Below are 24,395 nucleotides of genomic sequence, written 5' to 3' on the forward strand. Positions count from 1 at the left end.
CCTTGAAGCGGTAGACTTCAAGGCAAGCCTCGCTACATTCGGCAGCAGTGACTGCAGTGCCGTGCGTCGAATATGACGCGCAACGGTCACTGCAGCGCTTTAAACACGCTGCATGATGTTGCCAAAGATCGATTCCGATCGAAAGATCATGCAGAAGAAGCGGATCGGAAGACATGCCATGGCCGCACTCGAACTCGACCTTTTCCTTTGCCGCACCGACAATTTCGGCGTGCTGCTGCACGACCCGGCAAGCGGCGCCACCGCGTCGATCGACGCGCCGGAGGAGCAGCCGATCCTGGAGGCGCTGGAGCGCCGGGGCTGGACGCTCACCCATATCCTCACCACCCATCACCATGGCGACCATGTCGCGGCCAACGTCGCGCTCAAGGATCGTTTCGGCGCCATCATCATCGGGCCGGCGGCAGAAGCGACAAAGATCCCGGGCATCGACAGGAGCGTGCGCCATGGCGAACGCTTCGACTTTGCCGGCCACCCGATCGAGGTCATCGAAACGCCCGGGCACACCGCCGGCCATATCTGTTTCCACTTTCCGGATGACAAGCTGCTCTTTGCAGCCGACACCCTGTTTGCGCTCGGCTGCGGCCGCCTGTTCGAGGGGACGGCGGAGACGATGTGGCAGTCGCTCAGCCGCCTGCTGGCCCTGCCCGACGACACCACGGTCTATTTCGGTCACGAATACACGCTGTCGAACGCCCATTTTGCCGTGACGATCGATCCCGACAATAGTGCGCTGAAGGAGCGTGCCGCCGAGATCGAGGAAACCCGCTGCGACGGCGGCTTTACTGCCCCCACGACGATCGACCTTGAAAAGCGCACCAACCCGTTCCTGCGCGCCGCCGACGCGAAGATCCGCGCGCATCTCGGCATGGAAGGGGCGACCGACGCGGCCGTCTTTGCCGAAATCCGCAAGCGGAAGGATAATTTCTGATGGCGGCCGACCAGGAACTGACGCCCGCCGCCATCATCGAAATGCTCGGACTGACGCGCCATCCCGAAGGCGGCTGGTATGTGCAGACCTTTCGCGACGGGAGCGGCGGGCCGCGTGGCCACTCGACGGCGATCTACTATCTCCTGGAGCGCGGCGAGCGCTCGCACTGGCATCGGGTGCGCGATGCCGCCGAGATCTGGCATCACTATGCCGGCGCGCCGCTGGAACTCAGCATTGCCGCCGAAGGGGCGCCTGCAACGGTTCTGCGTCTCGGTCCCGGCATTCTGAACGGCGAGCGCCCGCAAGGGCTGGTGCCGCCCAACTGGTGGCAATCCGCCGTCTCGCTCGGCGACTGGACGCTTGTCGGCTGCACGGTGGCGCCGGGCTTCGATTTCTCCGTCTTCAAGATGGCGGCCCCCGACTGGGCGCCGCCTGCGAAATAGAGCATTTCCAGAAAAAGGGCGAAGCGGTTTTCCGTCAGGAAATGCGCAAGACCACAGAGATAGAGCCGTTCCGCCGTTACTCTGCCGGCTGCACAGCCGTGCGGCCCCCACGGAAGATCATGTCCTTGGCTGCCAGCACGGCACCGCCCGTGACGAAGAGACACGCAGCCGCAATGCGCCAAGACGGTTCGGCAAAGCCGAACAGGATCAGGATCAGCGTCGACAGAACGGGGGCTGCGTAGCTGGCAACACCGAGTAGCTGGATATTGCCGTTCTTGACGCCGAAGTCCCAGGCATAGAAGGCAGCGCCTACCGGCAGCAGGCCGAGGCCCGCAACCGCCAGCCACTCGAACGTCGTTTCCGGCCAGACGGTCGTCTCGAGACCAAGATGGCAGAGGAAGGAAAGGATCGACGTCGCCAGGCAGAAGCCGGTGACGACATCGGTCGAGACCGCCTCGAGACGGCGCGTCAAAAGCGAATAGCCTGACCAGGTGAAGGCGCAGAGCAACGCGGCGCCGTAGCCCATGAGATAGGCGTCGTCGAAGGCGATGCCGTTGCGGGCGACGATCATGATCGTCCCCATCAGGCCCGCGAAGGCACCGGCAACGTGGTACCAGCGCAGCCGTTCGCCCGGCAAAAGGGCCGAGCCGACGACGATCAGCAGCGGCCAGAGATAGGCGATCAGGCCCGCCTCGACGGCCGGCGCGTTGCGAAGCGCGGTAAAGTAGAGAAAGTGATAGCCGAAAAGGCCGGCGATGCCGGTGATCCAGACCTTGGCCGGCTGTTTTAGAAGCGCGAGCCGCTCGGGCTTCAGCGCGAGAACGATCAGTCCGGGAAGACTGCCGATGAGGAAACAGATCGCCGACAACTGGAACGGCGGCATTTTACCCGACGCAGCGGTAAACAGCGCCAGAAGCGACCACATCAAAATGGCGGTCGCACCGATCAACGTTGCCCTGAACTTCATGTCTTATCCCCTCGCACGGCCTCTTCGCGAAAACCGGCGCGGATAAAATCATGACTCGGTGCGAATTGTTAGAGCCTGATGTCGAAAAGTATAAGCGGTTTTCGGTCGAAATCACGCTCTACTTATTTGATTCTAGAGCGGATTCGGATTTCAGGTCGATTCGGCCTGAAATCATCCGGCTCTGGTGCCGTTGTCGCCGATCGATCGTTTCAACCGCCGAATCGCGTCGCCGAAACCGTCACGGGACCAAGCTTGGTCGGGATGCGCACATAGACAGGCGCATAGACATCGACGGCGTCCGACTTGGCAAACCAGATTTCCATGGTCTGCAGCCGCCTGAGATATTCGACGTCTTCGCGCCCCTTCTTGTAGCCCGCCTTCGGAACGAAGCGGATGCCGCAGACGATCGCCTCGCCGTCAAACCCCTTGGTCTTGAACGGCCTGGTCCCTTTCGCCGACAGCTTGATGTCCAGACGCGATTCGCCGTCGAAGATCGGCAGCGTGTTAGGGCAGACGCGGGCCTTCGCCGGAATGATGAGGCCGGACAGCGGATCGAGCACGTTGCGCATGTCGCGCGAGGTCACCGGTACCCAGTTCTTCGGTAGCGGCGTCCGTTTCGGATTCATGCTGGCATGCACGACGTTGCCGTTGGCGTAGGTGACGCTGATCGCCCGGCCCTTCTTGCCGCTGCGGTAGGACATCGAATATTCGTTGGCGCGCAGATGGTCGCGGCCGATGACGCCGGAAACACGGGTCTGGCCCGATGTCCGGCTGAAAATCTCGACGAGACCCGCCGAGTGCAGTGTTCCTGATATCGTGTAGCGATTCTTTTCAACCGCCGTATGGAACGACGCTCTCGCAAGCGGCAAACCGGCAAGCGAGATGCTGTAATCCGTCTGATGCTCGACATCCGCGGCAAGCGATGCTGTGGAAAACAATGCCGCCGACAGCAGCGCTACCGCGCGAGAACCGATGCGCAACTTCATACCTTCAGAGATCCATCACTCGAATGTCGTCGCAATGCCTTGGAATGCAGGCCGTTTGCGGCTTTTCTACGCCTTTTCCAAGAGATCGGGCCGCCGGGCCGCCGGGCGCGTCAGGCGCTCTCCTGCATCCACAAGACAACAGATAGCGCATAGTAAATCGGCTTGGAATGGCCTTCGCGAAGCATTATTGTGACCACGATCGAGCTTGCCTGATGCAGAAACGGCCGCGAGAAACGGTGGTTTTCCGAGAATGCAAGAGGTTTGGCTTGACGGGCGGGCCGTCTCTGACTATAGAACCGCAACTTTCCAATAATGGCCAACAGGAACGCGGCCTGGGCTCTGGGCCCGCTACCGCATCGTCCGGCGGCGATAAAGAGAATAGGTGTACCATGTCCCGTAGTTGCGAATTGACCGGCAAGGGCGTCCAGTCGGGCAACAATGTTAGCCATGCTAACAACAAGACCAAGCGCAAGTTCCTTCCGAACCTGTGCAACGTCACGCTGATTTCCGATGCTCTCGGCCAGCGCTTCCGCCTGCGCGTTTCCGCAGCGGCTCTCCGCTCGGTTGAACACCGCGGCGGCCTCGACGCTTTCCTCGTGAAGGCTGACGAGAACGAGCTGAGCATGCGCGCTCGCCTGCTGCGCCGTCAGATCGTCAAGAAGGCTGCTGAAGCCGCCGCCGCTTAATCGGCGCCAGCGTCTGTCTTTGACACGACTTAAAAAGGCTTGCAGGTTCATCCGGCAAGCCTTTTTCTCGTGTGTGATTTGAAGGTTTTCATCGGCCGGGCGCTTGAGTCCGGCTCCCGCTCTCCAACTGGTGGCATCTCCCAGGATAAAAAATGCTGATCAACCGTACGTTCTTCGTCTATGTCGCGCTCATGACCCTGGTGGTCGTGGCCTCGAACTTCCTCGTTCAGTACCCGCTGCCAGGCTCGATCGCCGGCATGCAACTCGGCGACCTCCTGACCTGGGGCGCCTTCAGCTATCCCTTCGCGTTCCTCGTCACCGACCTGACCAACCGCCATTTCGGCCCGCGAATTGCCCGCCGTGTCGTCGTTGCCGGCTTCCTCGTCGCGATCGTTCTCTCCTTCTTCGCTGCGACGCCGCGCATCGCGATCGCCTCCGGTTCCGCCTTCCTGTTCGGTCAGCTCCTTGATATCTCGGTGTTCAACAAGCTCCGCCGCCAGAGCTGGTGGCGCGCGCCGCTGGCCGGCTCCCTGATCGGCTCGGCGCTCGACACCGCCATGTTCTTCTCCTTCGCCTTTGCACCGTTTTTCGTGTTCTTCGGTCCGAATGACAGTTTTGCGCTGGAGACGGCACCGCTACTCGGTATTCTTGCGACCGAGGCTCCGCGCTGGATTTCCTGGGCGCTCGGCGACCTGACGGTCAAGATCGTCTGCGGCATCGTCATGCTGCTGCCCTACGGTGCGCTGATGAGCGTGATCAAGCCCATGCCACCAGCCAAGGCCGCGGCCTGATATCATCTGAAACACGCGATCGATGACGGGGCCGAATGGCCCCGTTTTCATTTGATCAGGCGGAATTCCAGCATCAGATTGCGCTCGAGGATCGAGTGGTTGTCATCGGAAACGACGATGATGCGGACATCGCCATTGGGACCTGTGACAACGTCAAAGCCCTCCATGTTGTCGATCTGATAGCCCATGTCGGCTTCGAGAATGACGTCGCCGTCAACCACAGCGCCCGGCTGGATGCTTGCACCCGGGATACGGCGGATGCGCATGCCGAGGCCGGAGGCGAAGTTGAACCGCCGCTCCAGCAACAGGAGGTCGCCATCGGGCAGGAAAGCGCCGTCGGTGACCGCGTAGGGCTCGGTGCGGACAACCGCAAAGGCGCCCTTCATCGGGCCGTCGACAATGCCTGCAAGAAGATTGTCCGCCTGGTCGACGCTACGCTCGGACACGGTGACGGCAGCGCCGCCGAGCGGGCCATCCTTCGGTGAAATCGCCACGGTCTCGAGCCCGCCATTGTTGCGAAGCTCCGTCTTCGGGAACGGCAACGGCAGGCTGCCGATCGGCCTCGAGCCGGCTAAGCCCGGGTCCGGGTAGATATCGATGCGATGGGCCTGCTCGTAGCTGACGATCACCTCGCCTTCGCGCAGCGCCAGCCCCTCCGAATCCACCTTCCATTTCTCCAGCCCGACAGCACCGCTCCTGTCTGCCATCGGCGTCGCCGTCAGGTCCGTCAGGCCTGAAAGCCTGCCGTCAGCATCACGGGTCACCGCCCCTTCGAGCCAATGGCCCGTATCCATGACTGCAACGAAGGAACTGCCATCCGTCCGGAAACGGATCGCCGAAACCGCGCCGAACAGCGCGTTGGACGACGTCATCTCTAGTCCGCCGATGAATTCGAGCTGACCGAACCGCGTCTGGCTGGAGCCGACCTTGAAAGCGTCTATCTGCCGGCTGGCAATGGGCAGCGTCTCGCTGCCGCTGGCGGCCCACGCCACGCCAGTCGAGGCCAGCAGGGAAAGAACGAGGAGACCGCGGCCAAGCATCTGGGGGAGTTCCTTCGGGCGGGCAGGATAGGCAGAGAGGAGGCGGCAACGGTGGCCGCCTTGGGGATGAAACGGGGCGACGGAAGGCCGCCCCGGCTTCGCGAAAGATTATCCTGCGCGGCGCGTCCGCCCCGGACGGCGGCTCATGCTTTCGTCTTCGAACAGATCGGCAAGCTGCTCGGTCATCGCGCCAGCCAGTTCGTCCGCATCGACGATCGTCACGGCGCGGCGATAATAGCGCGTCACGTCGTGACCGATGCCGATCGCCAGCAGTTCGACCGGCGAGCGCGTCTCGATCTGCTCGATCACGGCGCGCAGGTGCCGTTCGAGATAGTTGCCTGGATTGACCGACAGCGTCGAATCGTCGACCGGCGCGCCATCCGAAATCATCATCAGGATGCGGCGCTGCTCGCGCCGGGCCATCAGGCGCTCATGCGCCCAGATCAGCGCCTCGCCGTCGATGTTTTCCTTGAGCAGGCCCTCACGCATCATCAGGCCGAGATTGCGGCGCGCGCGCCGCCACGGCGCATCGGCCGACTTGTAGATGATGTGGCGCAGGTCGTTGAGGCGGCCCGGCGATTGCGGCTTGCCGCCGGCCAGCCACTTCTCGCGCGATTGCCCGCCCTTCCAGGCCTTGGTGGTAAAGCCGAGGATCTCCACCTTGACGCCGCAGCGCTCCAGCGTGCGCGCCAGAATATCGGCGCAGGTCGCCGCAACCGTGATCGGCCGGCCACGCATCGAGCCGGAATTGTCGATCAGCAGGGTCACCACGGTGTCGCGGAAGTTCGTATCCTTCTCGCGCTTGAACGAGAGCGGCTGCATCGGGTCGATGACGATGCGCTGCAGGCGCGCGGTATCGAGATAGCCCTCTTCCAGGTCGAACTCCCAGGACCGGTTCTGCTGCGCCATCAGGCGGCGCTGCAGGCGGTTGGCAAGCCGGCCGACCGCACCCTGAAGATGCGAGAGCTGCTTGTCGAGGAAGGCGCGCAGGCGATCGAGCTCCGCCTCGTCGCAGAGTTCTTCCGACGCGATGGTCTCGTCGAACTCGCGGGTGAAGACGGTGTAGTCGACCTTTTCGTTGAAGTCGGCAAACGGCTGGTTCGGGCGCTTGACCTCGCCGGGCGTCTCGCTGTCCTCGTCACCCTCGTCCTGCAGGTCGTCGTCGGAAATCTCCGCGCCGTCCATCTCGCCTTCTTCCATCTGCTCTTCGGCAGCCTGGTTTTCGTCGGCGGGTGCCGCATCGTCGCCGGCTTCCTCGTCGCTGGCGTTCTCGTCCTGCTCCTGGCTGCGCGGCTGATCTTCGTCGGTCTCGCTTTCCTGCTCGTCCGGCTCGATGTCGTCGTCGCCGTATTTCTCGGCAACATCCATCGACGTCAGCATGTCGCGCACGACGCGGGCGAAGGCCTGCTGGTCGTTGAGCGCAGCCGAAAGATTGCGCATGTCGCCGGCGGCCTTTTCCTCGATGAAGTCGCGCCAGAGATCGAGCACCTTGCCGGCGGATGCCGGCGGCTTCTCGCCGGTCAGCTTCTCGCGCACCAGCAATGCCACGGCCTCACCCAGCGGCGCATCGGCCTGCTTGCTGATCGCGCCGAAGTTGGCCTTGGAATATTTCTCCTCGAGCATCGAGTTGAGGTTCTTGGCAACGCCCTCCATGCGCAGCGAGCCGATCGCTTCGACCCGCGCCTGCTCGACGGCGTCGAAGATCACCCGTGCGTCAGCGCCCTGCGGCGACATCGTCGCGTGGATGCGCGCGTCATGACAGGCCTTGCGCAGCGCCATGCTGTCGCCGAGGCCGCGTGTCACGGCGAGCTCCTGCCGCGTCGGCCGCTTGGATATTTCCGGCAGCCGGATGCGCTCGCCGGCAATGCCCGGCCGCTCGTTGGCAAAGGCCACCTCCACCTCGGCATCGCCAGCGATCGATCGGATGCAGCCGGAAAGCGCCCGCTTGAACGGTTCGGCTGCATTTTCGCGCGTGGTCGGCTTTGCCTTGGAGTTCGAGCTCACGAGAGTTCCTTCTTCAGCCAGATGCGGTGAAATCCCGGCGGGAAATCATCGAGTTTGCCATAAACGTCGTAACCCAGCTTCTGATAGAAGCCGTCGCCCTGGAAGCTAAACGTGTCGACGTAGATGTAGCGGGCGCCGCGGCTTGCGGCGACTGCCTCGACACGCGCAACGAGCTCGCGCCCGCTGCCGGACCCTCTCAGCGCCTCGTCTACCCAGAGCAGTTCGATGAAGCACCAGTTCCACGCGGTGTAGGCGACGATGCCGCCCACGATCTCGTCGCCGTCGTCACGCAGCGAAATGGCGAAGCGCCTGTATTTGGCGCTTCCCGCCTTTCGAGGTTGAAGGCCTTGAGGCCGTTGAAGACCGCGTTGGCGGTCTTCGAGACGCTCTTCTCCTCAACGAAGCGAAGCGCCGGAGCGCCCTTCGCCTCCGCCCCTGCCATGGCTCAGGCGGTGGCTTCCAGTACGATATTGGCGGCGCTCTCCTTGAGCTCGACGCCGAAAGCACGCTGGTAATGCTCGGCCACCAGCGCCCGCTCCAACTCGTCGCACTTGTTGAGGAAGGTCACGCGGAACGCAAAGGCGATATCGCCGAAGATATAGGCGTTCTCGGCCCAAGTGATGACCGTACGCGGGCTCATCACCGTCGACAGGTCGCCATTGATGAAGGCGGCGCGGGTAAGATCCGCAACGCGCACCATCTTGGAAACGGTCTCGCGGCCCTTGTCGGCGGTAAAGCCCTTCACCTTGGCGGCGACGATGTCGACTTCCTTGTCATGCGCCAGGTAGTTGAGCGTCGTCACGATCGACCAGCGGTCCATCTGCGCCTGGTTGATCTGCTGCGTGCCGTGATAGAGGCCGGTGGTATCGCCGAGGCCGACGGTGTTGGCGGTCGCAAACAGGCGGAAGGCCGGGTGCGGGCGAATGACGCGGCTCTGGTCGAGCAGCGTCAGGCGACCGGAGGATTCCAGCACGCGCTGGATGACGAACATCACGTCCGGGCGGCCGGCATCGTATTCGTCGAAGACGAGCGCGACATTGTGCTGGTAGGCCCAGGGCAGAATGCCGTCCTTGAACTCGGTGACCTGCAGACCGTCCTTGACGACGATCGCGTCCTTGCCGACGAGATCGATACGGCTGACATGGCTGTCGAGGTTGACGCGCACGCACGGCCAGTTGAGGCGCGCTGCGACCTGCTCGATGTGGGTGGACTTACCGGTACCGTGATAGCCCGAGACCATCACGCGTCGGTTGTGGGCAAAGCCTGCGAGAATGGCGAGCGTGGTTTCGCGGTCGAAGAGGTAGTCCGGATCGAGATCCGGCACGTAGGCGTCGGCCTTCGTGTAGGCGGGAACGCGCAAATCCGTGTCAATGCCGAAAACCTCCCGAACCGATACGGTCGTGTCGGGGAGGTTGGAAATATCGAGGTCAATCTTGCTCATCATGTCTCCAGAGCGGCCACCGGACGGCACCCGCGCATTCGCCTGCAAAAGTGCTTCTGTAATAATCCGCGTTGTTAGCAGAAACCAGCCTGTTTTAACAATTGGTAGGCTTGAATTACTGCGCGAAAACGCTCCTCCGATCCCCTGTCCCCGCCATTGGCGTCCGGGTGGTGTTTCTTGACCAGATCCTTGTAGGCCGCCTTGATATCGCTGGCGCTCGCCGAGGCACCGAGGCCGAGCGTCTCATAGGCCTTGGCTTCGAGCGTTTTCAGCTTGCGCTGGCGTGGCTCGGGACGGCCGGCGCGCGCCTTTGCCTCGCTGACGAAACCGAAGGGATCACGCATGCGCGCCTGCGCCCCGGCCGAGCCTGAACGGGTCTGCGATTGGGTCGGGCTATTCTTGGCATTCTTGTTGACGCCGACGGTCCAGGTCGGACGATGTCCGGTCACCGCTTCCTTCTGGTAGCGCGCGACCTCGCTGTCGGAGAGGCCGGAGAAGTAGTTGTAGCCCTTGTTGTATTCCTTCACATGCTCGAAGCAGAACATGAAATACTGCCCCTCGGCATTGCGGCCGACGGGTGCGCGATGAACGCCCTTCTTGTCGCAGCCGTCCCACTGACAGGTGGGTGCGGCCGGCTCTGCGCGCGGCTCGACCTTGCGCCGTGTCCGAATGCGATCGAAGTATTTTGAATCGAGTCTCATGGTGCTCATTATGGGCGTTGGCCGGGGCCACAACAAGAATTGACAAAGCGGAATGTTGCTGGCTTTGTGCGGGCATTTTGCGCCGCCAAGGCCGCACTGCCGGACCCGACCAACACAAGGGCACCCAGCAACCAAGGAAATGGGACGGAAGAATGTCGCTGCGGGACACGATCGAACAGAAATTGACCGACGCCTTTCATCCCGAGCGGCTGGCGGTGATCAACGAAAGCCACCTGCATGCGGGCCATCAGCCGGACTTCGACGGCGGCGGCGAGACCCATATGCGCATCCGCATCGTTGCCGAGGCCTTTGCCGGCATGAGCCGGGTGGCGCGCCATCGCGCCATCAACGACCTGTTGAAGCCCGAACTCGACGCCGGCCTGCACGCGCTGGCGGTCGAACCGGCGGCACCCGGCGAGCCGACGCGCTGGTAGCCATCAGGCGATCGGCGTCTGGTCGTCGGCCGGACGGATCCTGAGTTTCGTGATCCGGTTCTTCACCCGCTTCATCACGATGAAGCGCTTGCCGTGGAAGGTGAAGGCCTGACGCTCCTCCGGGATGCTTTTCGACTCGTGGATCACCAGACCGGCGACCGTCGTCGCCTCTTCGTCGGGCAGCGACCAGTCGAGCGCGCGGTTGAGGTCGCGGATCGGCACCGAGCCATCGACCACGATCGAACCGTCGGCCTCCTGGCGAACGCCCTGGATATCAAGATCGTGCTCGTCGGCGATATCACCGACAATCTCCTCCAGAATATCCTCAAGCGTCACCAGCCCTTGAACCTGGCCGTATTCGTCGACGACGATGGCAAGATGCAGCTTGCGGCGCAGGAAGGCGTTGAGCTGGTCCTTGAGATTGGTCGTGTCGGGAACGAACCAGGGTTTCTGCGCGATCTTGACGATGTCGAGGTTTTCGGGCTCGACGTCCGGTTCCGCAAGCGCGCGCAGCAGATCCTTGGAGTGCACCACCCCGATGATGTTGTCGGTGGCGCCCCGCCACAAGGGCAGGCGCGTGAACGGGCTTTGCAGGATATCGCGCACGCAGATCTCCGGCGGATCGTCGGCGTTGATCGCCCGCATGTTGGTGCGGTGGATCATGATGTCGGAGATCTCGAGTTCCCCGAGATCGAGCACGCCGCCGAGCCGATCCCGGTCGGCCTTGATGACCGAGCCTTCGCGGTGCAGCAGGTCGACTGCGCCGCGCAGTTCGTCATGCGCCGAAAGCATCGACATCTCGGAGGAAAGATTGACGCCGAACAGCGACAGGATGCGGCGCACGATGCCGTTGACAAGGCTCGACAGCGGTCCGGCCACGGCGACGAAGGGACGGACGATCGGCGCCACCGTCAGCGCGAAGCGATCCGGCGACGCGATCGCCCAGCTCTTCGGCAGCACTTCGGAGAAAATCACCAAAAGCACGGTCATGACGACCGTGGCGATCGCCACGCCCGAATTGCCGAGCAGGCCGATCAACAGGCTCGTCGCCAGGGACGAGGCAAGAATGTTGACGAGATTGTTGCCGATCAGAAGCGCGCCAATCAGCCTGTCGCGGCGCTCGATCAGGCGATTGACGATACCCGCCCGCTCGTCGCCATTGTTCTCCAGCGAATGCATGCGCGAGCGCGAAGCCGCGGTCAGTGCCGTCTCGGAGCCCGAGAAGAAGGCGGAAAACAACAGCAGGCAGAAGACCGCGACAATCGACAGCCAGTATTCCGCCAGAAACGCCAGGAATGCTTCGCCGGTCATTGCGGGTGCTTTTCCCTCAGGAAGCCCAGGACCTCGGAGGCCGGCACGTCGTCGGCGACGAAGGACTGGCCGATGCCCCGGGTCAGGATGAAGGTGAGCTTGCCGCCCTTGACCTTCTTGTCCTGGGCGATCGCGTCCATCAGCTTTTCGGCCGGCGGCAGGCGGCCGGGGATTTCGGACATGCGCGTCGGCAGGCCGACGGCTCTCAAATGCGCTTCGACCCGGGTCGCATCGTCGGCGCTCGCCAGGTTCATGCGCGTTGAGAACTGGTGCGCCAGCACCATGCCGATCGCCACGCCTTCGCCATGCACCAGCCGTGCACTGTCGTATTCGGTGGCGGCCTCCAGCGCGTGGCCAAAGGTGTGGCCGAGATTGAGCAGCGCACGCTGGCCGTTCTCCCGCTCGTCCGCCGCCACCACATCGGCCTTGGCCTGGCAACTGACCGCGATCGCCTCGATGCGCGCCGCCCCACCGGAAAACACCGCCTGCCAGTTCTTCTCCAGCCAGGCGAAGAAGTCCGGCTTGTCGATCAGGCCGTATTTCGCAACTTCGGCATAGCCGGCGCGGAACTCGCGCGGGCTCAGCGTGTCGAGCACGTCCGTGTCGGCGAGCACCAGATCCGGCTGGTGGAAGACGCCGATCAGGTTCTTGCCGTGCGGCGAATTGATGCCGGTCTTGCCGCCGACCGAGGAATCGACCTGCGCCAGCAACGATGTCGGGATCTGGATGAAGCGCGAGCCGCGACGCACGATGCCGGCCGCAAAGCCGGTCAGGTCGCCGATGACACCGCCGCCGAGCGCGATCACCGCGTCGTTGCGCTCGATCCGGGCGCCAAGCACCGTCTCGCAGACCGGGATGAGATGCTCGAAGCTTTTGGTCTTCTCGCCGGCGGGCAGCACCAACGACACGCCCTCGATATCCCTGTCCTTGAGGCTTGCCATCAACCGATCGAGATAGCGAGGCGCCACATTCTCGTCGGTGATGACGGCCACCTTGCGCCCCTTGAGGCGCGACGCGATCTCGCTGCCCGCGGCAGCGATCAGCCCCGGGCCGATCAGAATGTCATAGGAACGATCGCCGAGATCGACACGAACCTTGCGCTCGGCGGCGGGCATCACATGGCTATTCATCATTTGGCACTTTCCGGAAATCTATGACGGCGGTGAGAACCTCCTCCACCATCGTCTCCTTGTTCACATCGCGCGACAATACCGTCAGATCGGCTTCCGCGTAGATCGGGTAACGGGCGCGCATCAGGTTTTCGAGGGTCTGCTTGGGGTTCTCGGTCTTCAAGAGCGGTCGCGTGTCGCGCTTGTTGACCCGCTCCCAGAGCACGTCCAGTTCGGCGTTGAGCCAGATCGTCAGGCCGCCGCGCTTGATCTGGCGCCGCGATCGCTCGTTGACATAGGCGCCGCCGCCGGTGGAAACGACACGGGGGCCGGTGCGCAGCAGGCGTTTCAACACACGCGCTTCCAGCGCCCGAAACTCGTCCTCGCCGTAGCGGGTAAAAAGATCGCTGATCGTCATACGCGAGACGCGCTCGATCTCGTGGTCGGAATCGACGAAGGGAATGCCGAGCGCCTGCGCCGTCAGCCGGCCGATCGCCGATTTGCCGGCACCCATCAGGCCGATGAAAACGAGATTGCGTTTACCGAGCGCAAGCTTCGCCCGTTCGGCAAGCGTCGCGGAAACCGGTTCGATCACGTCGTTCATTGGACTTCTTATTCCCCATTCCCTTCCGGTATCGACAAATCGGGGTGGAGCGTCAAGCCGTCGCGCGCGTCCGTGCATGCTTCTTGAACTTGGCGAAAGGGGCGTACATATAGATCGAGCATCCGCCAAAGTGCGGCGCGTCCGGTCCGACGCGCACAAGGTTGCTGTAGCACATTCAACGGCTGCATGATTTTATCCTTAAATTCGCTCCGGTTTAAGGAACCATGCAGAGGAGACTGAAATGCCCACCCTCTTCCGGTTCCTGTTTTTCTGCGGCATCATCGCCGGGCTGATCTACGGCACGATGATCGCGCTCGTCACCTTCGTCGAACCGGTCGAGCGGGACGTGACCGTGAAGATCCCCTCCGAACGGGTCAACAAGACCCAATGAGCGATCTTTCCGCGGCACATGTCGAGGCCTTCCTCGAAATGATGAGCGCCGAACGCGGCGCCGCCGTCAACACGCTGCAATCCTACGAGCGCGATCTGGACGACGCATTGTCCCACATGCGCAGCCGAGGAACGGGGCTCACGAGCGCCGCAACCGACGATCTCCGGCATTATCTCGCCCATCTGGCGGGCCAAGGCTTCAAGCCGTCCTCGCAGGCGCGGCGGCTGTCGGCGCTCAGGCAGTTCTACAAGTTCCTCTATGCCGAGGGCCTGCGCGGCGACGACCCGACAGGCATCCTCGATGCGCCGAAAAAGGGCAGAAGCCTGCCGAAGACGCTGAGCGTCGACGACGTTTCACGGCTGATCGGCCGGGCCGAGACCGAAGCCGAGGCCACGACAGACGGGTCGGAGCGGCTTTCCAAGCTGCGCATGCATGCGTTGATGGAGCTTCTCTACGCGACCGGCATGCGCGTCAGCGAACTGGTGTCGCTGCCGGCAAGCGTGCTGGCACAGAACGGGCGCTTTCTTGTCATCCGCGGCAAGGGCAACAAGGAACGACTGGTGCCGCTGTCCCAGGCGGCGATCCGCGCGATGCGGCTTTACGGTGCGGCTCTGGCTGAAGAGTCTGCGAAAGCGGACAAGGTTGAGCGCGAAAGCCCGTGGTTGTTTCCGTCGTCTGCAAAGGCAGGTTTTCTCCCCCGCCAGGTCTTTGCCCGCGACCTGAAATCGCTGGCTGCGCGTGCCGGTATCCGCGTGGCGACAATCTCCCCGCATGTGCTGCGTCATGCCTTCGCCAGCCACCTGCTCGCCAACGGCGCCGACCTTCGCGCCGTGCAGGAACTACTGGGTCATTCGGACATTTCCACGACACAAATCTATACACATGTTCTGGAAGAACGGCTGCACGACCTCGTGCAAAACCATCACCCTCTTGCCAAACAGGCGAAAAAACAGGATTAGGACCGCCGGGCAGGCTGGTTTCGGCCGGCAGGTCCTTGTCGCAAAACGATCGGAAACGCATCTCATGCACAACTATCTCGATTTCGAAAAACCTATCTCCGACCTCGAAGGCAAGATTCTCGAACTGAAGAAGCTCGCCGGCGAAGACGAGAGTGTGAACACTTCGGATGAGGTCGAACGGCTCGAGACGCGCGTTCGCGATGCGATGGCCGAGATCTATTCGAAGCTGACGCCGTGGCAGAAGACCCAGGTCGCCCGCCACCCCTCGCGCCCGCACTTCCTCGACTACTCCGCGGAACTCTTCACCGAGTTCACGCCGCTCGCCGGCGACCGCAACTATGGCAACGACGAGGCCATCCAGGCCGGGCTTGCGCGCTTCCGCGGCATGCCCGTCGCCGTCCTCGGCCAGGAAAAGGGCAGCGATACCAAGTCGCGCATCAAGCACAACTTCGGCAGCCCGCGCCCTGAGGGCTACCGCAAGGCCATCCGCATCATGGAAATGGCCGACCGCTTCAGCCTGCCGCTGATCACGCTGATCGACACCGCCGGTGCCTATCCCGGCGTCGGCGCGGAAGAACGCGGCCAGGCGGAAGCCATCGCCCGCTCGACCGAAATGTGCCTGAACGTGCGCGTGCCGATCGTCACCGTCGTCATCGGCGAAGGCGGCTCCGGCGGCGCCATCGCGATCGCGACCGGCAACCGCGTCTATATGCTTGAGCACGCCATCTACAGCGTCATCTCGCCGGAAGGTGCGGCCTCGATCCTCTGGCGCGATTCGACCCGCGCCAAGGAAGCGGCCAGCAACATGAAGATCACGTCTGAAGATCTGAAGGCCCTCGGCGTGATCGACGGCATCATCCCCGAGCCCGTCGGCGGCGCGCATCGCGACCCGCAGTCGGTCATCGCCCGCACCGGAACGGTGATTGCCGATGCGCTGAAGGAACTGTCCGGACGCAACGGCGACCAACTGCGCACCGACCGCCGGCAGAAGTACCTGAATATCGGCCGGAACCTCTGAGCCCAAGCGATTGTTCGGCGAAAATTCGCAACCACAAATCGGACTGTGGCCAAATCTTGGCCATATTCGTGAGGTCATGAACAACGGCGTGCGCAGGGCATCCTGCAGGGTTAAGAATTCGTGAAGTATAATGGCTTACTGATTCCCTAAGAGCCCTCCCGTCGGACGCGGCTCGCACTGACGAGTTTTGGTTTGAACGGGCTTTCGCTGATGCGCTTGAGAAACCTTGTAGCCACCGCCGCTGTTGCCGCGCTGCTTGCCGGCTGCACCAACGATACCCTGGACACGGCGGCTGTCGATCTTTCGACCGTCAAGAACAAGACCGAGTACCAGCTTTCCAGCAAGATGGCCGCCGAGATGAGCAAGCTCGGCATGCAGAAGACATCCCCGATCGCGCTGCGCATCTTCAAGGAGGAAGGAACGCTCGAGGTCTGGAAGGCCAATACGGCCAATCGCTTCCAGCTCTTGAAGAGCTACAAGATCTGCGCCTGGTCGGGCAAGCTCGGCCCCAAGGTGAAGGAAGGCGACCGTCAGGCGCCGGAGGGCTTCTATCCGCTGTTCCCGCACCAGATGAACCCCAACTCGAAATATTATCTGGCGATCAACACCGGCTACCCCAACACCTATGACCGCGCCAACGGCCGTCAGGGTACGCATCTGATGATCCACGGCGCCTGCTCGTCGTCCGGCTGCTACTCGATGACCGACGAGCAGATGGTCGAGATTTTCGCCATGGCCCGCGACGCCTTCAAGGGCGGGCAGCAAAGCGTCCAGTTGCAGGCTTTCCCCTTCCGCATGACCGCCGAGAACATGGCGCGTCATCGCAACAATCCCAACATCGACTTCTGGAAGATGCTGAAGGTCGGCTACGATCAGTTCGAAGTCACCAAGCGTCCGCCGGAAATCAATGTCTGCGAGAAGAAATACGTCTTCAACCAGCAGGGCAGCGGCGCCTTCAACCCGGGCGGCCAGTGCCCGGCGATGTCGACCCCGCCCGCCTTGCAGATGGCGATGTCGACGTTCGACAAGGGCTACCAGCTCGACTACGACAAGGCGATGAAGAAGTACGACGGCATGGTCTGGTACGAGCCGAGCGAGGCCGAGCGCAAGGCGATCGTCGCCAAGCAGCGCGCCGGCCGCGAACTCGCCTACGCGCCGACCGGCAACTCGATCGATGCCGGCAAACTGATGAAGGCAAGCGACCTCGAGAAGAAGCTGGCCGAACAGAAGGAAGCCGAAGAAACCAAGCTGGCTGTCGAGATCCAGAAGAAGGAACTGGAAAAGGCGACCAAGGGCGGCACCCATGTGCCGGTTCCCGCCGCCAATCCCATCCCTCAGCCCGTACTGCAGGCAGCCGTCGAACAGCAGCCGGCCAAGAAGTCCTTCTGGAGCCTGTTCTCCAAGGGCGAGGCCGCAGAACAGGCACCGGCAGCCGTCGCCGTGGCCCCGGAGCAGCCGGCAGCCGTTGAGCCGCAGGCGCAGCCGGCAGGCGCAGCGGCAAAGCAGGCACGGTCGGCCGCAGCACCTCAAAATGCTCAGCCTCAGAGTACCGCGATGGCATCCGCAAGTGCTGAGGGCGCAGCGGCGCCAGCGGCTGAAGCACCTGTTGCCGTCGAGGAACCGCCGAAGAAGCGCCCATTCTGGAAGATCTGGGGCAATTGATGCCTGACGAACAGAAGACGGTCTACGACCTCAGGGGGCTTAAATGCCCCCTTCCCGTTTTGAAGGCCCGCAAGCGTATCGCCTCCATGGCCGCAGGCGCGCTGCTCGAGATCGAGACCACCGATCCGATGGCGGTGATCGATATCCCGCATTTCTGCCGGGAAGACGGCCATAGCCTCGAGGCGGCTTGCCCGGCAGAAGGCGGGCATCGCTTCCTGATCCGCAAGGGCGTCTGACGCCGAACCACAATGTTCTCGATCAGCCGCTCGCATTGCGCCCGCCGGCCGAGATCCTATTCCGCCGCAGCGCCGAGCTGGGCCCATCATCACGCGCCACATCCTTGCCCTCGAGGAAAGGTCATTGTAACCATTTGATTGACTGCGCAATTCCCTGGCATCGATTGCGATTTGTGTCGATGATGCCGGAATTCGCGGACGCATTTTTAAGGAATAGAGAATATAAAGCCCCAACACGTGATCGGGCAAATCTCATGGACTCCGCCAGGAACGACACAGAAACGGCCAAGCAAACCTTGGTGCAGAACTTGAGCCGGCCAGCCGTCTTGCGAAACCTGCTGTCGACGTTCCAGCGGCTGCGGCTCGAGGTTCAGTTCATCATCATCGCCTCCTTCGTCGTCGTGGCGCTGATGATCGCCCTTGCGATCTGGACGACGCACCGCCTTGAGAAAACCGTGTTCAATAGCGTCGGCTCGCTCGGCGCCGCCTATCTCCAGACATTCGTTGCGCCGCTGATCGCTGAGGAGGATATCAAACGCGGAACGCTTCCACCGATCGTCGAAGACAGGCTGAAGCAACTTCTCGGCACCAGCGCGCTTGGCCAACATGTCCACGAACTGAAGATCTGGGAGCCAAGCGGAAGCTTGATGTATTCGACTACGGGCAAAATGATCGACGAAGAGATTGTCTTTGACGAGCTACAGCGCGCCCTTAGGGGCGAGATCGTTGTTTCCCGCACAATGATCGAGAAACACGAATACACCGGCGACGAGCAGCGCGGCATGTACATCGAGGTCTATGCGCCGCTCGTGCGCGATGAGGCGGGCAAGGTGCTGCTTGTCGGCGAATTCTACGAGCGCCCCGATTTTCTGGTAGGTGAGTTGTCGACGGCGTGGCGGGAGACGATCGACATCGTGCTCCTGATCTCGGTGCCGATGCTCGCACTGCTCTTCCTGATCGTGCGCAGCGGCAGCCGGCTCATTGATCGTCAGCACGCCGCCATCCGCCATAGCCTTGGACGGGCACTCGAACTTTCCAATCAGAACCGACGGCTGCGCGCGGCCGCGGAGACCGCACGGCTCGAAGCCGGCAAGCTCAATGAGATGATCCTCGATCAGATCGGTACGGATCTGCACGACGGTCCGGTCCAACTGCTGACATTGCTCAAGCTGAAGCTGAGCGACATGACTTCGAAGCCGGCTGACGGCCAACCAACGGACCCGATCGGGCCGCGGGATATCGACAAGATGGTCAGCACCGTCACGACCGTGCTTGAGGAACTGCGGAACATTTCGACGGATCTCGTGCTGCCGGAACTCGACGATATGTCCCTCGATGACACGATCCTGCTTGCGGTAAGGCGGCATATGGATCTCATTGGCCGCGACATCGACGTCGTCGGGCTGATCGCGTCGCAGAAGGTCGATGCGCATCTCAACATCTGCGTCTATCGCTTCATCCAGGAGGCCTTGATGAACAGCGAAAGACATGCACCGGGCAACCGCCAGCATCTGCGCTACGGCACGCGCCATAACCGCCTGTTCATCACGGTGGCCGATGTGGGTGTCGCGCCATCGACAGCAGCGACGCCACCCCGTGCCGGCCGCACAGGGCTCGGCACCATCACGCAGAAACGCCGCATTCGCGCCTTTGGCGGCCGCATGCGCACCATCCGCCGACCGAACGGAACGGTGGTAACAGCCGTCCTGCCGCTTGATCACAGCGGCGGCGCGTTCGATCGCCCATAGATCTGGCTACAGCGCCGCGCGTCCATTTAGACGCGCAAAGGTCGCTGTAACAGTTTGAGTTGCTGCATAATTTTGTCCCTAAATCGATTCCGATTTAAGGAATTATGCAGTAAGGCCTGTTGGACATTAGCCGAAACGCCTTGAACGCCGCATTCGCGCTGAATGCGGCGTTCTTAGCGATCGAATTCGATCGCCTAGTTGATGCGCCGTGACGCGCTGCGTTCGGCCGAGCCGTCCGGCAACACATCCAGCCGCTGCGCTGCCAGCACCACTTCCACGCGGTTCCTGACGTCGAGTTTCTGCATCAAGACCGTCATGTAGTGTTTCACGGTCTTTTCGCTGATATCAAGACAGGCCGCTATTTCGCGGTTCGTGCTGCCACGCATGAGATGGCGAACGATCTGCTCCTCGCGCAGGCTCAGGCGTCGTTGCGCCTGGGACCGCCGACGGATTTCCGCAGTCTTCATCGCCATGATGACCTTGGTCGCGAACCCCGCCGTGATGAACGTCTCGCCGTCATAGACCGTGCGTATGGCCTCGTGCAGGTCGCTGGCGCTGCTGCCTTTCAGCACATAGCCAGAGACCCCGTAGTTCAGGACTTGTATCGCGGTTTCAATGCTTGAATTTGCGGTGAAGACGATGATCCGCGTGTCTTTGTATTTTTGCGCAACCAGCTCGATAGCCGCAATGGCGTCGCCGGGCATGCTCAAATCGAGCACGAGAACTTCAGGTGAAAAGTCTTCAACTATTTTCAAAGCATCGACCGCGCTTTCGCCCTTGGCGACGATCTCGAGGTCACTTTTTCCAGAATATAAACTGACCAGCCCTTCCAGCAGGATCGGATGGTCGTCAACAAATGCAACTGATATCGACATGGTCGTTGCTCTCCCTCCGCAACAAACATGCTAGTTCATCGGGTTCCGGTTTTAAAGAAGACGCTTAACTTCTAGTTAATTTAGCAAGAGCACGAAGCACACGACAGAATGTCCCGTGCCGCCGCGCAAATATTCGCGCTATGATTTAGAAGAGCAATAATTTTTGTATACAAGGGAGCAGAAAATAGCCAGATTACTACAATATTTTCAAATACTTAGAAGATTAACTCCGAGTTTCGACGGGCCCCATCCTGCGAGCGCGACACACGCAGCAGCATTTTTCGAACGCTTGCGGCGACTGGAAGTAAAGCCGAAATATTAGCCCAAAAATGTTTGGCCGATCCGCAAAACATCGCCCGAAAGTACTATAGATTTTAACCCTTTTTCCTGGAATCTGCAGCAACAAGCGGCCGACCGCAGGCAAACAATTCTAGAATTTCATACCGGGCACAACCAGAGGGTTATCAGAAAGCGCCTGAGCGTCGGGGCGATCGATGCGTGGTTTTCCCGTGAAGGCATCGAAAAGGTCGCTCACGAACGCCTCGCTCAGACCCTTGGTGATCAACACCATGCGCGTGCGCCGATCGGTCGGATCCGGCCAGGCGGAAAGCCGCTCCGGCGTGTGAAAGACGTTCTGCACCCCATGCAGGACCAACGGCCGGTTCGGATTATCGGAGACGGCGACGATCGCCTTCATCCGCAACAGCTTCTCGCCATGGGCCGAGCGCAGCAGATCGATGAACATGTCGAGCGCCATCGGTTCGATCGGCCTGTCATGCATGATGCTGAACGAACGAATGTCCGCCCCATGGCGCGTTGCATCGTGATGATGGTGGTGATGGCTGTGGTCGTGATGGTGGTGGTCGCCGTCATGATGATGGTGATCGTGGTCACAATGCCCGTGATCGGCCTCGTCCTGCAGCCAGCGGCCGACATCGGCAATCTTCGATGCCGGGTCATAGAGACCACAGGCAAAGAGCGCTGCCCGCCCCGCTTCGGCACTGTCGCCATCGACGAACGGCGCACGCGGATTGAGCGCCTTCAGACGCAGCCGCAGTTCGTCCAACTGTGACTGATCGGCGAGCCCTGCCTTGCTGATGACGATGCGGTCGGCGACCGCGATCTGCTTCAGCGCTTCCTCGTGGTTGGCAAGCGTCTGCAATCCGTTGACCGCATCCACCACGGTCACCACGCCATCGAGACGAAAGCTCTGGGCGATCACGGGATTGCCGATCACCGACTGCAGCACTGGCGCCGGATCCGCAAGCCCGGTCGTTTCGATGACGACGCGCTTCAGCGGCTTGATGCGCCCGGTCTGCATGCGGTCCATGAGATCGGCAAGGGTATCCACCAGTTCGCCGCGCACCGTGCAGCACAGGCAACCGTCGGAAAGCTCGATGACACCGTCGCTCGAGGCTTCCACCAGCAAGTGATCGATGGAGACGTCGCCGAATTCGTTGATGATAACGGCCGTATCCGAGAGATCCGGGTCCTTCAAAAGCCGGTTGAGCAACGTCGTTTTGCCCGCACCGAGAAAACCGGTCAGGATCGAGACCGGCACCGCCGGCAGTGGGCTAACCATTGGAAACTCCGATCAGAGGTTCGGCCGCGGCACCGGGATCGGCACGTTGGCGACATCGCCCTGGCCGGCAGGGTCGGCGCCAGCCTTGGCGAGCTTGTCGCCGCTGCCGGGGATGAGGCCGGCAAATGCCAGCTTCAGCGGCCGGTTGATCTCGTGGATGAACGGCGAAAGCAGCTTCTGCCGGCCGGCTTCATCTCGACCTTCGCTGCGCACCTTGGCAGCGGCCTTCGAGCAGATCTGCTTGCTGACGTCGGCAACGACGTCGCGCGTTTCGCCATAGGGCGCAATCTGCACCAGCGACGGCTTGGCCGATCCAGATGTCGTCAGCGCCGTTTGCAGCAGGCGCGCGGATTCGTCGGCACGGGCGCCGAGACTGTCTTCGCCAAGCACGACGGAAACGACGCTGCGGCCATCGCGCGTCGCCGATGAGACCTGGTTGAAACCGGACGCGCAGATGAAACCGGTCTTCATGCCGTCAGCGCCCTCGAAGCGGCCGATCAGCATGTTGTAGTTCGAATAGTCCTTCTTGCCGGTGGTGAACCCTTCCAGCGAGAAATAGGAGGCGTATTCGGGAAACTCGCGCTTCAGCGTGATCGCCAGCACGGCGAGGTCGCGCGCGGTGGTGTACTGGCCGGGACCCGGCAGGCCGTTGGCATTGATGAAATGCGACGACGTCATGCCGATGCGGCGCGCCTCGGAATTCATCCGGTCGATGAAGGCAGGCTCGGAACCGCCGACGGCCTCGGCGATCGCCACCGCCACGTCGTTTGCCGACTTCACCAGCATCATCTTCAGCGCGCTGTCGAGCGTCATCGCCTGGCCGGGCTTGTAGAACATCTTGCTCGGCGGCTCGGAGGCGGCGTTCTTGGTCATCACAACAGGGCTTGTCAGCGCCAGCTGTCCCGACTTGATCGCCCGGAAGGTGGTATAGGCCGTCATCAGCTTGGTCAGCGACGCCGGATACCATTTCTGGAAGATGTCCTGATGCTCGTAGACCTTCAACGTATTGACGTCGACGACGAGCCGCGGATTGGCAAATGCCGGCAAAGCCATGAGAAGGCTCGCGCAGGCACCGGCTACGACACCCACTGCCCTTGCCTTGCCACGCATGAAAAATCCTGCTGTCACCACCATAGTCCTCGAAATTCCGCTGTTGCCTCGTCTCGTCCGGCTATTTAGCCTATATGGCAAGGAGATGGCAAAGCCCATTCATTGGCTGCTGCGCCAATCCACCGCAGATAGATGTGATCGAACAGACCGACAGGACTTAACTCATGCCGATTCTCAACCGTGCCGCCGAACTCCAGAACGAAGTCACCGAATGGCGGCGTCATCTGCACAAGAACCCCGAGCTCCTGTTCGCGGTGGAAAATACGGCAGCCTTCGTCGAATTGAAACTGAAGGAGTTCGGCGTTGACGAAATCGTGACCGGGCTTGGGCAGACCGGCGTCGTCGGTCTGATCAAGGGCAATCTCGGTGCCGGCCGCACGATCGGCCTTCGCGCCGACATGGATGCGCTGCCGATCACCGAAACCACCGGCAAGCCCTGGGCATCGGAAACCTCCGGCAAGATGCACGCCTGCGGCCATGACGGTCACACAGCCATGTTGCTTGGCGCGGCCAAATATCTGGCCGAGACCCGCAACTTCGCCGGCAGCGTCGCGGTCATCTTCCAGCCGGCCGAAGAAGGCGGCGGCGGCGGCAACGAGATGGTCAAGGACGGCATGATGGAGCGCTTCGACATCGCCGAAGTCTACGGCATGCACAATATGCCGGGCATGCCCATCGGTCATTTCGGCAGCCGCGTCGGCCCGATCATGGCGTCGACGGACGAGTTCACCATCACCATCAAGGGCCGCGGCGGCCATGCGGCCCAGCCGCACAAGACGATCGACCCGATCGTCATCGGCACGCAGATCGTCACCGCGCTGCAGACGATCGCGTCCAGAACAGTTGATCCGCTCGCCTCGGTCGTGGTCTCGGTCACCACGTTCAACGCCGGCTTCGCCCACAACGTCATCCCGGAGGAAGCCGTGCTCGGCGGCACCGTGCGCACGCTCAAGCCCGAAGTGCGCGATATCGGCGAGACCCGCATCCGGCTGATCGCCGAAGGCATCGCCGACGTCTATGGCGCGACCGTCGACGTCTGGTACAGCCGCAACTATCCGGTGACGGTCAACCATGAGGACGAGACGGCCTACGCGCTGAAGGCGGCGGCAGAAATTGCCGGCGAAGGCAATGTCAGGGCGGCGCTCGACCCGATGATGGGCGGCGAGGATTTCTCCTACATGCTGCTGGCCCGCCCAGGCGCCTTCATCTTCATGGGCAACGGCGACACTGCCGGGCTGCACCATCCCGCCTATGACTTCAACGACGAAGCGATCCCGCACGGGATTTCCTATTGGGTGAAACTCGCGGAAACGCGACTTGCCGCCTGAGGCGCGAGCAGGAGGCGGCA

Annotated in this window: 25 protein-coding genes; 12 read left to right on the forward strand and 13 right to left on the reverse strand. The window is 62.0% G+C overall.

Annotated features, from left to right (window positions below; genetic code table 11):
- The first annotated feature begins 178 nt into the window (after window positions 1-178).
- Both gloB and BC363_RS17790 read left to right on the forward strand, forming a co-directional pair.
- Window positions 179-949: a hydroxyacylglutathione hydrolase gene (gene gloB, locus BC363_RS17785; protein ID WP_065780848.1), complete on the forward strand. Its 771-nt coding sequence runs from the start codon at window positions 179-181 to the stop codon at window positions 947-949.
- Complete coding sequence (locus BC363_RS17790) at window positions 949-1,392, forward strand: cupin domain-containing protein (protein ID WP_065780849.1); 444 nt, start codon at window positions 949-951, stop codon at window positions 1,390-1,392. The genes gloB and BC363_RS17790 overlap by 1 nt, the downstream gene beginning before the upstream one ends.
- 76 nt (window positions 1,393-1,468) lie before the next feature.
- Here BC363_RS17790 and BC363_RS17795 read toward each other — a convergent pair whose 3' ends face one another.
- Entirely contained in the window at window positions 1,469-2,359 is an 891-nt protein-coding gene (locus tag BC363_RS17795) for an EamA family transporter (protein WP_065780850.1), read from the reverse strand.
- Between the two features lie 209 nt (window positions 2,360-2,568).
- Window positions 2,569-3,345 (reverse strand): DUF3108 domain-containing protein, encoded by a 777-nt coding sequence (locus tag BC363_RS17800; RefSeq protein ID WP_065780851.1) that lies wholly within the window; start codon window positions 3,343-3,345, stop codon window positions 2,569-2,571.
- A 389-nt stretch (window positions 3,346-3,734) separates the two neighbouring features.
- Here BC363_RS17800 and rpmB point away from each other — a divergent pair, with 389 nt between their 5' ends.
- Both rpmB and BC363_RS17810 read left to right on the forward strand, forming a co-directional pair.
- On the forward strand, window positions 3,735-4,031 hold the full coding sequence (rpmB, locus tag BC363_RS17805; protein ID WP_053249751.1) for a 50S ribosomal protein L28: 297 nt from the start codon (window positions 3,735-3,737) through the stop codon (window positions 4,029-4,031).
- A gap of 152 nt (window positions 4,032-4,183) precedes the next feature.
- Window positions 4,184-4,822, forward strand: a complete 639-nt coding sequence (locus BC363_RS17810; protein WP_065780852.1) for a VUT family protein — start codon at window positions 4,184-4,186, stop codon at window positions 4,820-4,822.
- 47 nt (window positions 4,823-4,869) lie between these two features.
- Here BC363_RS17810 and BC363_RS17815 read toward each other — a convergent pair whose 3' ends face one another.
- The 5 genes from BC363_RS17815 to BC363_RS17835 form a co-directional block, all read right to left on the reverse strand.
- Window positions 4,870-5,862 carry an esterase-like activity of phytase family protein gene (locus BC363_RS17815; RefSeq protein ID WP_065780853.1) on the reverse strand — a complete coding sequence of 331 codons (993 nt, stop codon included), beginning with the start codon at window positions 5,860-5,862 and terminating at the stop codon, window positions 4,870-4,872.
- 108 nt (window positions 5,863-5,970) lie between these two features.
- Window positions 5,971-7,866 carry a cobaltochelatase subunit CobT gene (gene cobT, locus BC363_RS17820; RefSeq protein WP_065780854.1) on the reverse strand — a complete coding sequence of 632 codons (1,896 nt, stop codon included), beginning with the start codon at window positions 7,864-7,866 and terminating at the stop codon, window positions 5,971-5,973.
- A complete protein-coding gene (locus BC363_RS17825; RefSeq protein ID WP_083223383.1) occupies window positions 7,863-8,165 on the reverse strand; it encodes a GNAT family N-acetyltransferase in 303 nt (100 codons plus the stop codon). The genes cobT and BC363_RS17825 overlap by 4 nt, the downstream gene beginning before the upstream one ends.
- 146 nt (window positions 8,166-8,311) lie before the next feature.
- Window positions 8,312-9,307, reverse strand: a complete 996-nt coding sequence (gene cobS, locus BC363_RS17830) for a cobaltochelatase subunit CobS (RefSeq protein ID WP_065780855.1) — start codon at window positions 9,305-9,307, stop codon at window positions 8,312-8,314.
- Window positions 9,308-9,381: 74 nt separating this feature from the next.
- A complete protein-coding gene (locus BC363_RS17835; RefSeq protein ID WP_065780856.1) occupies window positions 9,382-10,017 on the reverse strand; it encodes a J domain-containing protein in 636 nt (211 codons plus the stop codon).
- A gap of 143 nt (window positions 10,018-10,160) precedes the next feature.
- Between BC363_RS17835 and BC363_RS17840 the strand changes: the two genes are divergently transcribed.
- Complete coding sequence (locus BC363_RS17840; RefSeq protein WP_065780857.1) at window positions 10,161-10,442, forward strand: BolA family transcriptional regulator; 282 nt, start codon at window positions 10,161-10,163, stop codon at window positions 10,440-10,442.
- A 3-nt stretch (window positions 10,443-10,445) separates the two neighbouring features.
- Here BC363_RS17840 and BC363_RS17845 read toward each other — a convergent pair whose 3' ends face one another.
- The 3 genes from BC363_RS17845 to BC363_RS17855 are packed head-to-tail and all read right to left on the reverse strand — an operon-like array spanning window position 10,446 to window position 13,466.
- On the reverse strand, window positions 10,446-11,753 hold the full coding sequence (locus tag BC363_RS17845) for an HlyC/CorC family transporter (RefSeq protein WP_065780858.1): 1,308 nt from the start codon (window positions 11,751-11,753) through the stop codon (window positions 10,446-10,448).
- Window positions 11,750-12,883, reverse strand: a complete 1,134-nt coding sequence (gene aroB / locus BC363_RS17850; protein WP_065781116.1) for a 3-dehydroquinate synthase — start codon at window positions 12,881-12,883, stop codon at window positions 11,750-11,752. Before aroB ends, BC363_RS17845 begins: the two co-directional genes overlap by 4 nt.
- Entirely contained in the window at window positions 12,876-13,466 is a 591-nt protein-coding gene (locus BC363_RS17855) for a shikimate kinase (protein WP_065780859.1), read from the reverse strand. Before BC363_RS17855 ends, aroB begins: the two co-directional genes overlap by 8 nt.
- A gap of 241 nt (window positions 13,467-13,707) precedes the next feature.
- Between BC363_RS17855 and BC363_RS35500 the strand changes: the two genes are divergently transcribed.
- The 6 genes from BC363_RS35500 to BC363_RS17880 all read left to right on the forward strand — a co-directional run bounded on the left by BC363_RS35500 (window position 13,708) and on the right by BC363_RS17880 (window position 19,480).
- A complete protein-coding gene (locus tag BC363_RS35500; protein ID WP_139109926.1) occupies window positions 13,708-13,857 on the forward strand; it encodes a hypothetical protein in 150 nt (49 codons plus the stop codon).
- A complete protein-coding gene (gene xerD / locus BC363_RS17860; protein WP_065780860.1) occupies window positions 13,854-14,816 on the forward strand; it encodes a site-specific tyrosine recombinase XerD in 963 nt (320 codons plus the stop codon). The genes BC363_RS35500 and xerD overlap by 4 nt, the downstream gene beginning before the upstream one ends.
- Window positions 14,817-14,880: 64 nt before the next feature.
- The gene (locus tag BC363_RS17865) at window positions 14,881-15,834 is read left to right on the forward strand and encodes an acetyl-CoA carboxylase carboxyltransferase subunit alpha (RefSeq protein WP_065780861.1); all 954 of its coding nucleotides are present in this window, start codon (window positions 14,881-14,883) and stop codon (window positions 15,832-15,834) included.
- 210 nt (window positions 15,835-16,044) lie between these two features.
- Window positions 16,045-17,496: a murein L,D-transpeptidase family protein gene (locus BC363_RS17870; protein ID WP_065781118.1), complete on the forward strand. Its 1,452-nt coding sequence runs from the start codon at window positions 16,045-16,047 to the stop codon at window positions 17,494-17,496.
- Window positions 17,496-17,732: a sulfurtransferase TusA family protein gene (locus BC363_RS17875; RefSeq protein WP_065780862.1), complete on the forward strand. Its 237-nt coding sequence runs from the start codon at window positions 17,496-17,498 to the stop codon at window positions 17,730-17,732. The genes BC363_RS17870 and BC363_RS17875 overlap by 1 nt, the downstream gene beginning before the upstream one ends.
- A 308-nt stretch (window positions 17,733-18,040) precedes the next feature.
- A complete protein-coding gene (locus BC363_RS17880) occupies window positions 18,041-19,480 on the forward strand; it encodes an ATP-binding protein (RefSeq protein ID WP_083223396.1) in 1,440 nt (479 codons plus the stop codon).
- 194 nt (window positions 19,481-19,674) lie between these two features.
- Here the strand turns inward: BC363_RS17880 and BC363_RS17885 are convergent, their stop codons facing one another.
- The 3 genes from BC363_RS17885 to BC363_RS17895 all read right to left on the reverse strand — a co-directional run bounded on the left by BC363_RS17885 (window position 19,675) and on the right by BC363_RS17895 (window position 23,047).
- Entirely contained in the window at window positions 19,675-20,355 is a 681-nt protein-coding gene (locus BC363_RS17885; RefSeq protein ID WP_065780864.1) for a response regulator transcription factor, read from the reverse strand.
- Between the two features lie 430 nt (window positions 20,356-20,785).
- On the reverse strand, window positions 20,786-21,937 hold the full coding sequence (locus tag BC363_RS17890; RefSeq protein ID WP_065780865.1) for a GTP-binding protein: 1,152 nt from the start codon (window positions 21,935-21,937) through the stop codon (window positions 20,786-20,788).
- Window positions 21,938-21,949: 12 nt separating this feature from the next.
- The gene (locus BC363_RS17895) at window positions 21,950-23,047 is read right to left on the reverse strand and encodes a D-alanyl-D-alanine carboxypeptidase family protein (RefSeq protein ID WP_065781120.1); all 1,098 of its coding nucleotides are present in this window, start codon (window positions 23,045-23,047) and stop codon (window positions 21,950-21,952) included.
- 164 nt (window positions 23,048-23,211) lie between these two features.
- Here BC363_RS17895 and BC363_RS17900 point away from each other — a divergent pair, with 164 nt between their 5' ends.
- Complete coding sequence (locus tag BC363_RS17900; protein WP_065780866.1) at window positions 23,212-24,375, forward strand: M20 aminoacylase family protein; 1,164 nt, start codon at window positions 23,212-23,214, stop codon at window positions 24,373-24,375.
- The last annotated feature ends 20 nt before the right edge of the window (window positions 24,376-24,395 follow it).

It is taken from the genome of Ensifer sp. LC384 (genome assembly GCF_001695865.1).
In the GTDB taxonomy this organism is placed as follows: domain Bacteria; phylum Pseudomonadota; class Alphaproteobacteria; order Rhizobiales; family Rhizobiaceae; genus Ensifer.